Here is a 9,772-nt window from a genome sequence, read left to right on the forward strand (position 1 = left end):
TTTCACCGGAAGTGCCTTTCGAAGTTGTGCCGATAAGTGCGTAGAGAACACTCATCATCACAGCTCAGAAGGCACTTTCCTCGTTACGACACCCGATCACCAGCCAATCCATCGGTGGATCGAGGCTTAGCCAACCGTGACAACGGCTGAATTTGCAGCACCCCGTCGGGGCGAGACCACCACCACACCCCGTCCCACGAAACCTCGGTGGGATCGTTGGGACTCAACGCATTCCATGGCACACTTCCGGCCGGCTTTGCCCAACACAACAGCCCAGTCGGAGCCGGCGCGGCGACAGCGGGCGTCCACTCCGGAAGGGAGTCGGCGGCGTCGAGCGCGACGTCCACCATGTCGCGTGAAACCCAGTACAGCTCAGCATGTTTGATGATGTCGGCTTCGCCGCTCATCTGACTCAGCGTCTCGGCCAGCTTCGCCTGCAGCCGCTTCAACCTTCGAAGGCTCTCCCCCGCAGCTCCCAGGGCCTCGGACGGTTCTGCGAGGGCGCTGGATTGGTGGTCGACAAGGCTGTCCAAAGCGTTGCACCACTGCCGGCGAATGTCGGGCAGGCCCGGTGCCGCCCACGGAGTAGCTTTGCGGCGGCTCATCGCCGACCCGCCGTTCTAGCCGAGACCATCGGCGAACTCCATGACGGTTGCCGCCTGCTCCTCAATGAGAGAGACGAACTTCGGGACCGACTGCGTCGTCATGCGTGAGGGCAACTCCTGCGCCACCGCCCTGAGGCGGGCGCCGGCGGCCCGTAGTTCGGCCTGTTGCACCTCGCGGCTCACCGGAGACGGCGTCACATAGGTCAACACCGCCCGCAATTCGGGAAACCGGATGGCCTCCCCGCCGAGCTTCTCGTTGAACAGCCGCGCATGCGTGCCATCGGTGTGAGCCCAGCTGCGCATCTCCGATTCGAGGTAGGCGGCTATCACGTGCAGTGCCGTCGGTGTGGCGGCGGCGATGGTGGATGCCCCGGCGCGGCCGTACGTGCGGACGGTCTCGGCGAGGTCGCGAACCTCGGTGACCACCTTGGCCAGGTAATTGATATCAACTTGCACATCGAAGTCGGGCATACCAGCGATCCTAAGGGCGCGGCACACCGCTGATCTGCAAAGATTTCCCCCACTCACACCAGCTGCACTCCAGTCGGGGAGATGGCACTGCCGTGCCCGGGGCTGGCCCGTACCCGACACACGCCCCGGGCCTTGCCTGTGGTTCTGCCTTTCTGGCCCTCCGATTGTGGCCGGCGATCCGCTCCGCGCAAGGCCACGGCCTCCGCTGCGCTGCGGGCCCACAGGCTCGGGGCAGCTCCCCCACAAACGTTCGCTGCGCTCACCCGGGACCTGCCCCGCCCGGACCTTTGCACTCCACGGCCCTCTACCGGCCCAAATCTCCAGTGTCAGAAGGCAAAAAGAACGGGCGGGAGACCCCACGATGAGCACCCAGGCACACCATGAACAGGCCAGCCTCTTCAGCGACGACACCAGCACACGCCGCCACCCCCGGCATGTGCTGTCGTATGGCCTCGGATTGGACAGCACGGCGGTCCTACTGCGCTGGCTCACCGACCCGTCCAGCCGCGACTTCGACCTATCCGACCTGGTGGTCATCACCGCCATGACCGGAGACGAGTTCAGTGCCACCGGGGCCGACGTCGAGCGCTACGTGCTCCCCGAGCTGCGTCGCCACCGGGTCCGGTTCGTCCAGGTCGGCCGCCACCAGCTGCTCACCACCGCCGCCGGCGAGGGCATCACCACCTTCAGCGACACCACCGAACCGGACCGACTCTTCGTCGAGGGGGCCTACGCGCTGTCGACGGAGATGCTCACCGCCGGCACCCTGCCGCAGCGCGGCGGTGCCCGCAAATGCAGCGCCCGAGCCAAGGGCGCGGTCCTCGACCCGGTGATCGCCCGACTGACCGGCGGTCAGCCCTATCAGCATTACGTCGGCTTCGAGGTCGACGAGACGGGCCGCGCCGAGCGCGACGCCGCCTACAACACAGCAGCCCGAACCGGCCGCTACCCCCTGATCCAATGGGGTTGGACGAGAGCTGACTGCGACACTTTTGTCTACAACCTCACGGGCCGCAGATGGCTCAAAAGTGCCTGCAGCTATTGTCCTTTCGCGCTGAGTTCGGCACGAGGCGTGCAGTCGACGCTGCAGCGTTACGCCGCTGATCCCGCAGCCGGAGCGCTGGCCCTGTTCATCGAACACGTCGCGGTCTGTATCAACGACAAGCAAACCCTGCGCCCGACTGGCCGCCTCTACGACGATGTTGCTGCTGCTGGTCTGACCGATGTCCTTGACCTGTTCCACCGCCGCCTCGACGACACCGAGCACGCGATCTACGAAGTGCGCCGGGTGGCCAAGGTTCGCGGGACCGGAACCAGGCCGGTCATCGCCCGGTCAGTGCGCCGGCTTGATCGTGGATCTCGCGCCGAGATGGCAGCCGCACTACTGGGCATGCCCGGGCAGCTGCACACCGGCAACGACGGCATCGCACGCAGCATCGCGGTGCGCCGCGGTGAGACGCCGCCATGGGCAGAGCGGTTCTATGTCGCCTGCCCGGCCGTCGTTGCGGACAAGGCCAGACCCCACTTCGAGCGCTGGTTCGCCGAGGTGGCCGGCGATGTCGCGCTGTTCTGACACCCGCCGTCGGGCACGCCAGCTACAGCCCCAGCGGGTCCGACCAGGCCGGCTGCGCAAAGGCGGTGTCGAACGGCATCACCGGGCGCGGCCACACGCCGGTGACCACCCAGGTCAGCACCGGGCGCCGACACCGGCCCCTGGACCGGCCGCGTCAACGCATCGACCAGCGCACTCTCACACGACGACATCAACCCAGGCTACCGGGGCGGTGCATATCCACAGCGGAAGCGCCTGGCGGCGCTGCAGTTGATTCGCCGGCCCCTGCGGGGCCGCCGACCCACCGAAGTTTGCCTTTCTGGCCCTCCGATTGTGGCCGGCGATCCGCTCCGCGCAAGGCCACGGCCTCCGCTGCGCTGCGGGCCCACAGGCTCGGGGGCAGCTCCCCCACAAACGTTCGCTGCGCTCACCCGGGACCTGCCCCGCCCGGACCTTTGCACTCCACGGCCCTCTACCGGCCCAAATCTCCAGTGCCAGAAGGCAAAAAGAACGGGCGGCCACCGCCCACTCACCTCCCGAAAGGAACCCACCATGGCTCACGAACTCGATCAGACCGCAGGCAAAGTCAGCTTCGCCGACTCGCGTACCGACGCCTGGCACCAACTCGGCCAGCAGGTTGGCCACGCTATGACCGCTCGCGAGGCTCTGCACGCCGCCCACCTGGCCAACTGGAACGTCCGCAAAATGGCGCTGGTTGTCCCCCAGGAGCCGGTGATCAGCGAAACCGGTGTCACCACACCCGCGCCGCTGGCAGTGCCCGACCAGTGGGCCACCGTGCGCACCAACCCCATCACCGGAGCCCTCGATGTGCTCGGCGTGGTCGGCAACAAGTACGAGCCGATGCAAAACGAAGCATCGTGTGACCTGCTCGACGCGCTCACCGGAGAAAGCGGTGCGGTCTACGAGACGGCCGGGGCGCTACGCGGCGGGCGCGAAACGTTCGTGACGATGAAGCTGCCCGAATCCATGGTGTTCGACGGGATTGACGGCACCAAGGACCGCACCGACTTCTACCTGGCCGCGCTGAACTCTCACGACGGGTCCAGCAAGTTCCGCTTCCTGGTGACGCCGGTGCGCATCGTATGCGCCAACACCCAAAGCGCGGCCATCGCACGCGCGGCGGCCAGCTTCGGCATCAGCCACACCGGCGGGGCCGCCGTCGCCTTGCAGGAGGCCCGACGAGCACTCAAGTTGAGCTGGCGCTACGTAGAAGCGTTCGAGCAGGAAGCAGCCGCCCTCTACGCCGCCCCCATGGACCTCGACCAGATGCGCCGTTTCGCCGGCGACCTCGTCGACGTCGACGGCGCCGAGTCCAAGACCACGGCCCGCAACCGCCGCGACACCGCCAACGCAATCGTCAAACTGTGGGTGTCCAGCCCCACCGTCGCCCCGATCGCCGGCACCCGGTGGGCGGCCTACAACGCGGTCACCGAGTACGTCGACCACTACAGCAAGGTCCGCGCCGCAGGAGATCCGAAGTCGGTGCGGGCCCTGCGCGCAGTCACCGGCGGCAGCACCGCTCAGAACCTGAAGACCAACGCCTTCCGGATGCTGCAAACCCTCTAACCCCTGGGGTGGTCTGGCCCGTCCCGCGGGCCAGACCACCCCATCACCCAAGATCCCGAAAGGCACTGCCATGCAGGAACATCGGGCAAGACGGCCACGGCTTGACCGACCCGCACCGATGCCATCGGGGAACTGCACAGGCGGAAGCGCCTGCGGCGCTGCTGACACCGGGTCCCTGCGGGCCCCGGCGCTAGTTTATTTGCCTTCTGGCTTTCGATTATGGCCGGCGGCCCGCTGCGTGCAAGGCCACGGCCTCCGCTGCGCTCCGGGCCCAAGGGCTCGCAAATTTCTTTCGAGGCTCGCTGCGCTCGCGCGAAGAATTTTGCGCCCGGACCTTTGCACTCCACGGCCCTGATGCCGGCCCAAATCTTCAGTGCCAGAAGGCAAAAAGAACGGGCGGCCACCGCCCACTCACCCCATCGATGAAAGGTCACCATCACCATGAGCGAGAACACCACCACCGTCACCGACAACGACACCAACGCACAGGTCGCGGCGGCAGGCACCCTCGAACACCTCGACCCGCACACGTTGGAGCTGGAAACCAACGTCCGCGACGACGCCGCACTCGACGGTGATTTCGTCGCCAGCATCAAAGAGCACGGCGTGCTCAACCCCATCGCAGCGGTGCGCGGACACGACGGCGTGGTGCGGGTGCGCGCCGGACAGCGACGCACCCTGGCCGCACGCGAGGCTGGTCTGACCAGCGTCCCGGTCTACGTGCGCCCAGCCGGTGCGACCGACGACAAGGCCCAGGTGGTCGAACGGGTCTCCGAGCAGATCGTGGAGAACGACCGACGCCGCGAACTCACCGAGGCCCAGCGGGCACGCGGCATCCAGCAGATGCTCGACGCCGGAGCCTCCGTGACCAAGGTCGCCAAGAAGCTGTCCATCGGGCGCGACACGGTCAAATCCGTGGCAACCGCCGCCGGATCGCAGGCCGCGATGGAGGCACTCGACGCGGGGCAACTGTCGCTGTCAGAGGCCGCAGTGCTCAGCGAGTTCGATGACGACCCCGACGCCATCATGCGTCTGCTCGAAGTGGCCGGAACCAACCGATTCGAGCATCGGGTCGCCGAAATCCGCCAGGACCGCGCCGCCCAACAGGCCTACCAGGAAGCTGCCGCCAGCTACACCGAGCAGGGATACACCGTGGTCGAGGACTTCCCCGCCTACGGGGACACGACCTGCGTGGAACTGCGCTACCTGCGCACCCCCGAGGGCGAGGCTGCCACCGACGAGCATGTCACCGACCCTGCACACTGGGCGGTCTGCCTGACCGAAGTCGAAGGCTACGTCGACACCGAGACCGGCGAACCGGTCGACGCCCACGACATCGACTGGCACGCTCGATTCAGTGCCACGGTTGCCGAGGGCAAGCGCGACCCCAGCTCGGTCACCGAAGTGGTTGTGTGGGAGGCAGATTGGTTGTGCACCGACTACGCCGCCGCCGGACTGGTCTTGTGCGAATCACTGGCTAAGCGCGTGGAAGCCCTCGCCCGCGAGGACAGCGACCACCACGCCGATGACTCCAGCGACCAGGACGCCGAAGCGCGGGAGGCCGCAGCAGCCGAAGCGGCGCGCCGCGAGCGGCGCAAGGTCATCGCGCTCAACAAGCTCGGCGAAGCCGCCCAGCAGGTGCGTCGCCAGTTCATCACCGACAAGATCCTCGCCCGCAAGACCGCCCCCAAGGGTGCGGCGATGTTCGTGGCGAGCTGCCTCACCCGCGACGTGCGCCTGATCGAGGAACACCACGGCGGGCAGATCAGCGCCGAGCTGCTCGGGGGCAGCGACTCGACAGCAGTGACGAAGATGGTGGCCGAGCTGCCCGCCACCGGCGACGGACGCGCCCAGGTGATCACGCTGGCGCTGGTGCTCGGTGCACTGGAAGCCCGTACCGGCAAGGACGCCTGGCGAGGCAGCGGCTGGGGCCACTACGTCGGAGCCGCCGAGCTGCTGCGCTTCCTGGCCGACAACGGCTACCCGCTGGCCGACATTGAGCGCGTCATCCTCGGCGAGCAAACCGCCGATGCACTCTATGACTCGTTGACCGAGCAGTCCGAGCCCGCCGAGGACGACTAGCCCCCGCGTCGGGAGGTGGGGCCGGTCAGCGCCGGTCCCACCTCCCGCTCGGGACCGCCATCAGCAGGACCATGGTCGCGCATTTCATCCACGAAATCGACATCGCCGCGACCAGTGCAGCGGAAGCGCCTGACGGCGCTACTGAATTATTTTTCTGACCGCTTTCTCTTTTATCAATTGTGGCCGGCGGCCCGCTCCGCGCAAGGCCACGGATACGGCCTAACGGCCCGGAAACTTTTCCGCGAATCCGCTCGCAAAAGACGCTCACGGGGAAAACTTTCCGTCCGGACCTGTGCACTGCGCTGGGCCCTACGCCCGGCCATGACATTGATGCGAGAAAGCGCCAAAGAACAGGCAGCACCAAGGCTGAACAGGAGTGTGCGAAAGCATGTTACGACCGATTCGAGGGTTCGATACCGGCCAGAGCCATACCGGCGGAACGGGTTGCCTTCAGCGTAATTACGCGCTGGTTTGCGCCCGGTCAAAAAAGGTCACAGCTTACCCACAAATAGCCCGATAAATGTTGCCTGACACGCCGAAATGCCGATATAATCGAAATAGATAACAGCAATTCGTGACAACCCTTAAGGAGTGAGAAATGACCGCCATCACCGTCTACACAAAGCCCGCCTGTGTGCAATGCAACGCGACCTTCCGGGCACTGGACAAGGCAGGTGTGGATTACGCGAAAGTCGACATCACCGTCGACAGCGACGCCCGCGACTACGTGATGGGACTGGGCTACCTGCAGGCCCCCGTCGTGGTGGCCGGCGGACAGCACTGGTCCGGTTTCCGGCCCGACCGCATAGCTGAGGTCAGCAAAGCCCACCCGCTGAGCGCCTGATCACCATTGACCACGACAGGAGACCCACGATGTACCAGCTATCCATCGACCACCATGGCCGGTCGGTCACCACCACCGACCACCCCGACCGCGACGACGCTCACCGCAGCCTCATCAACTACGTCATCGGCGCCGACTACTACCTGCGGCCGCTGCCCACGCACCCCGACACCACCCGCTACGAGCTGCTCGCCCTGGCCGAACCCGACAGCCGCGCCACCAGGCCGCATCACACGGGACACGCCACCATCGCCCCTGCCGGTCACGAAGCCAGCGAGACCGCCACCTACCACGCCGCCGTCGCCGCGCAGCGATGGATCACCGACCACCACGACACCTGGCACCACGGGTCCGACACCGACCCCGGAGCGCGCTACCCGCTGGCGGTCCTCACCGCCGCCCGCGCCGAAGGGCACTGCTGGTTCACCGCTGGCACACTCTGGCGCGAAGCCGCACAGCTGGCCGGAGTCGAGCTGCCCACCGCACCCGATCAGCATGTTCTGGAGACACTGCGCCATCACGCCCTGAGCCAGGCCGGTACCCACCCCAGCCCCGCCGAGCTGGCCGCCGCCGTGCACGCCGCTTTGCCCACCGCCACCACCACCGACCAAGCCAGCGCCCTGACCTGGTGGTATGCCCTGCTGGTCTGGGGGGCCACCGCATCATGACCGCCGCGCACCGCGCCCCACTGCACGTCGTCCCCGACAACGACACCGACCGGGCGGCCACCGAAGACTTCGAGCTCAGCGCTGAGCCGAGCGGCGAAACCATCGCCGCACGCTGGGAGCCGGAAAATCAGCTCCTCGGAGCCCTGCTGTGGATGCCATACACCCGAGCGCGCACGTTCTGCGACCTCATCCCCGACACCGCCATCTGGCGGCCCATGAACCGCTGGGTCTACGAGATCATCCGCCGCGTCACCGACGCCCGCCGCGACCCCGATCCGGTCACCGTATTGGCCTACGGTCGCCAACACGCCGCCACCCAGTCGCTGGACCCCACTCGCCCCCCGACCGCCGGCCAACACCACCGACTGGCCCTGCATCTGGCCGACCTCTACACCCACACCGTCAGCGCCGCCGCAGCAGCCAACCACGCGCGCGACGTGCTCGACGAGGCGTACCGCCGTGCGGTGCGCGAACACGGAATCCGCATGCAGCAGATGGCCGACAGTGGCGCCGACCGTGCCGACCTCACCACCCACATCAGCACCGCCCGCGACGACCTCGCCGAACTGTGGCGGCGCGCCGAAGCGGCCGCCCAGCCCGGATGGGACCAGCCGTGATGAGCCCCGGCCGTACCTCCACCCCGGTCAGCGTCGATCTGCGCATCGCCGCCCGCGCTGGCCAAGCGGTCCAATCCTGCGCCGCCCAGGACCACGGCCAATCCGCCCGCACCGCGCACGCCTGGATCGACACCCTGCACAACCGCGCCCGCCGCGCTGCCGAGCGGCAACGCACGCGGTCGCAGCGCTGAGCCTGCGCCCGAACCTGGGTTGTCAGCGGTCGCGCCCACAATGATTCGCAGCACCCCACCAGGAAGAAAGGGACTCGCGATGCGGCCCACCCGAGCAGCAACACTGACCGCCCTCGCCGGGGCCCTCATCCCCATCACCAGCCTGTTCGCACCCGCGCTCAGTCATGCCGGCGCGTACACCGTGGCCGCCGGCGACGAGATCGCCGTGCACTCGAACACCGGGTCCACCACCTGCACGCTGGGCTACACCTACACCGCCGGGGCCACCACGTATGGGGTCACCGCCGGCCACTGCACTCGAGGTGGCGGCTCCGCAGTATCCGACCACGACAGCGGGGCCACCGGCGCCGTCGCCGTCGCAGTCAACGACCCCGATCCGCTTTTCGACGACTTCGCGCTGATCAACTTCGGCACCAGCCGATCGGTGTCCACGATCAACGGCATGCCTGTCAGCGGCATGGGTGTTCCAGATCCCGCAATCACCTTGTGTCGCAGCGGAATCCGCACCAAGACCGTCTGTGGACAGCTCGACGGGCGGCTACTCGGCTACCAATACAGCGTGACCGGGATGCCCGAAAGCATCCCCGGCGACTCCGGAGCGCCCGTGTGGCAGCCCGCCAGCGACGGCACCGCCACCATCGTCGGTATCTGGCTAGGCGAGCACCACACCCACAGCGGCACCCGCACCGGCCGCTTCACCAGCCTGACCGAATCGCTGACCGATCTGGTCGTCGCCGGCCTGCAGCGCTGACCCCGGGAGCGGGCCGGTGCCCGTGCACTGAGAAAAGCCGGCGCGCAGCGCCGCCCACATCTATCCACCAAACCCGCGCGCTGGGCTGAGAAACAACCCCGGTCCATTCTCGCCACGGTGCAGATTGCGCGAAATACCGCCTCGCAGAACCCGTTCGGGGTGAAGGCACTTATAGTGCCAGCCACTGACGGCCCGTCACCACGCCCGCGCCCCACCTGTCAAGCGGCGCCCGGAGGCGCCGATGCCCGCCTGCGGCGGGCGTGGGTTTGGGTAGCTGCTCACCTTTAACCGTTCAGCTGGGTCGCCCAGTGTGACCGACGAGGCCCCGTCACGCGCAACCCACACCCGCGCCGAACTCCGCAGGCCGAGTGACCTTTTCGGCCCAATGCCAGCTCGCCAGGGCG

The 9,772-nt window shown here is 67.4% G+C and carries 10 protein-coding genes; 8 read left to right on the top strand and 2 right to left on the bottom strand.

Annotated features, from left to right (window positions below):
- Positions 1–83 precede the first annotated feature (83 nt).
- On the bottom strand, positions 84–605 hold the full coding sequence (locus CEX87_RS26455) for a hypothetical protein (protein ID WP_233151540.1): 522 nt from the start codon (positions 603–605) through the stop codon (positions 84–86).
- 15 nt (positions 606–620) lie between these two features.
- Positions 621–1,076 carry a hypothetical protein gene (locus tag CEX87_RS26460; RefSeq protein ID WP_006247573.1) on the bottom strand — a complete coding sequence of 152 codons (456 nt, stop codon included), beginning with the start codon at positions 1,074–1,076 and terminating at the stop codon, positions 621–623.
- A gap of 361 nt (positions 1,077–1,437) precedes the next feature.
- Between CEX87_RS26460 and CEX87_RS26465 the strand changes: the two genes are divergently transcribed.
- The 8 genes from CEX87_RS26465 to CEX87_RS26500 all read left to right on the top strand — a co-directional run bounded on the left by CEX87_RS26465 (position 1,438) and on the right by CEX87_RS26500 (position 9,368).
- Positions 1,438–2,649, top strand: coding sequence for a hypothetical protein (locus CEX87_RS26465; RefSeq protein WP_006247572.1), 1,212 nt, complete (start codon positions 1,438–1,440; stop codon positions 2,647–2,649).
- A 531-nt stretch (positions 2,650–3,180) separates the two neighbouring features.
- Positions 3,181–4,215, top strand: coding sequence for a DUF932 domain-containing protein (locus CEX87_RS26470; protein WP_006247570.1), 1,035 nt, complete (start codon positions 3,181–3,183; stop codon positions 4,213–4,215).
- 441 nt (positions 4,216–4,656) lie between these two features.
- Positions 4,657–6,297: a ParB/RepB/Spo0J family partition protein gene (locus CEX87_RS26475; protein WP_006247569.1), complete on the top strand. Its 1,641-nt coding sequence runs from the start codon at positions 4,657–4,659 to the stop codon at positions 6,295–6,297.
- Between the two features lie 598 nt (positions 6,298–6,895).
- The gene (gene nrdH, locus CEX87_RS26480; protein ID WP_006247568.1) at positions 6,896–7,141 is read left to right on the top strand and encodes a glutaredoxin-like protein NrdH; all 246 of its coding nucleotides are present in this window, start codon (positions 6,896–6,898) and stop codon (positions 7,139–7,141) included.
- Between the two features lie 29 nt (positions 7,142–7,170).
- Positions 7,171–7,809: a hypothetical protein gene (locus tag CEX87_RS26485; RefSeq protein ID WP_084032580.1), complete on the top strand. Its 639-nt coding sequence runs from the start codon at positions 7,171–7,173 to the stop codon at positions 7,807–7,809.
- On the top strand, positions 7,806–8,426 hold the full coding sequence (locus CEX87_RS26490) for a hypothetical protein (RefSeq protein ID WP_006247566.1): 621 nt from the start codon (positions 7,806–7,808) through the stop codon (positions 8,424–8,426). The genes CEX87_RS26485 and CEX87_RS26490 overlap by 4 nt, the downstream gene beginning before the upstream one ends.
- Positions 8,426–8,617: a hypothetical protein gene (locus CEX87_RS26495; protein WP_006247565.1), complete on the top strand. Its 192-nt coding sequence runs from the start codon at positions 8,426–8,428 to the stop codon at positions 8,615–8,617. Before CEX87_RS26490 ends, CEX87_RS26495 begins: the two co-directional genes overlap by 1 nt.
- A 79-nt stretch (positions 8,618–8,696) precedes the next feature.
- Entirely contained in the window at positions 8,697–9,368 is a 672-nt protein-coding gene (locus CEX87_RS26500) for a chymotrypsin family serine protease (RefSeq protein WP_084032581.1), read from the top strand.
- Positions 9,369–9,772 lie beyond the last annotated feature (404 nt).

The sequence above is a fragment of the Mycobacterium lehmannii genome (assembly GCF_002245535.1).
In the GTDB taxonomy this organism is placed as follows: domain Bacteria; phylum Actinomycetota; class Actinomycetes; order Mycobacteriales; family Mycobacteriaceae; genus Mycobacterium; species Mycobacterium lehmannii.

Excerpts from the sequence above, each read along its gene's own strand:
- CEX87_RS26465 (WP_006247572.1), top strand. The coding sequence starts at position 1,438 with ATGAGCACCCAGGCACACCATGAACAGGCCAGCCTCTTCAGCGACGAC.
- CEX87_RS26490 (WP_006247566.1), top strand. The coding sequence starts at position 7,806 with ATGACCGCCGCGCACCGCGCCCCACTGCACGTCGTCCCCGACAACGAC.
- CEX87_RS26460 (WP_006247573.1), bottom strand. The coding sequence starts at position 1,076 with ATGCCCGACTTCGATGTGCAAGTTGATATCAATTACCTGGCCAAGGTG.
- CEX87_RS26495 (WP_006247565.1), top strand. The coding sequence starts at position 8,426 with ATGAGCCCCGGCCGTACCTCCACCCCGGTCAGCGTCGATCTGCGCATC.
- CEX87_RS26485 (WP_084032580.1), top strand. The coding sequence starts at position 7,171 with ATGTACCAGCTATCCATCGACCACCATGGCCGGTCGGTCACCACCACC.
- nrdH (WP_006247568.1), top strand. The coding sequence starts at position 6,896 with ATGACCGCCATCACCGTCTACACAAAGCCCGCCTGTGTGCAATGCAAC.
- CEX87_RS26455 (WP_233151540.1), bottom strand. The coding sequence starts at position 605 with ATGAGCCGCCGCAAAGCTACTCCGTGGGCGGCACCGGGCCTGCCCGAC.
- CEX87_RS26500 (WP_084032581.1), top strand. The coding sequence starts at position 8,697 with ATGCGGCCCACCCGAGCAGCAACACTGACCGCCCTCGCCGGGGCCCTC.
- CEX87_RS26475 (WP_006247569.1), top strand. The coding sequence starts at position 4,657 with ATGAGCGAGAACACCACCACCGTCACCGACAACGACACCAACGCACAG.
- CEX87_RS26470 (WP_006247570.1), top strand. The coding sequence starts at position 3,181 with ATGGCTCACGAACTCGATCAGACCGCAGGCAAAGTCAGCTTCGCCGAC.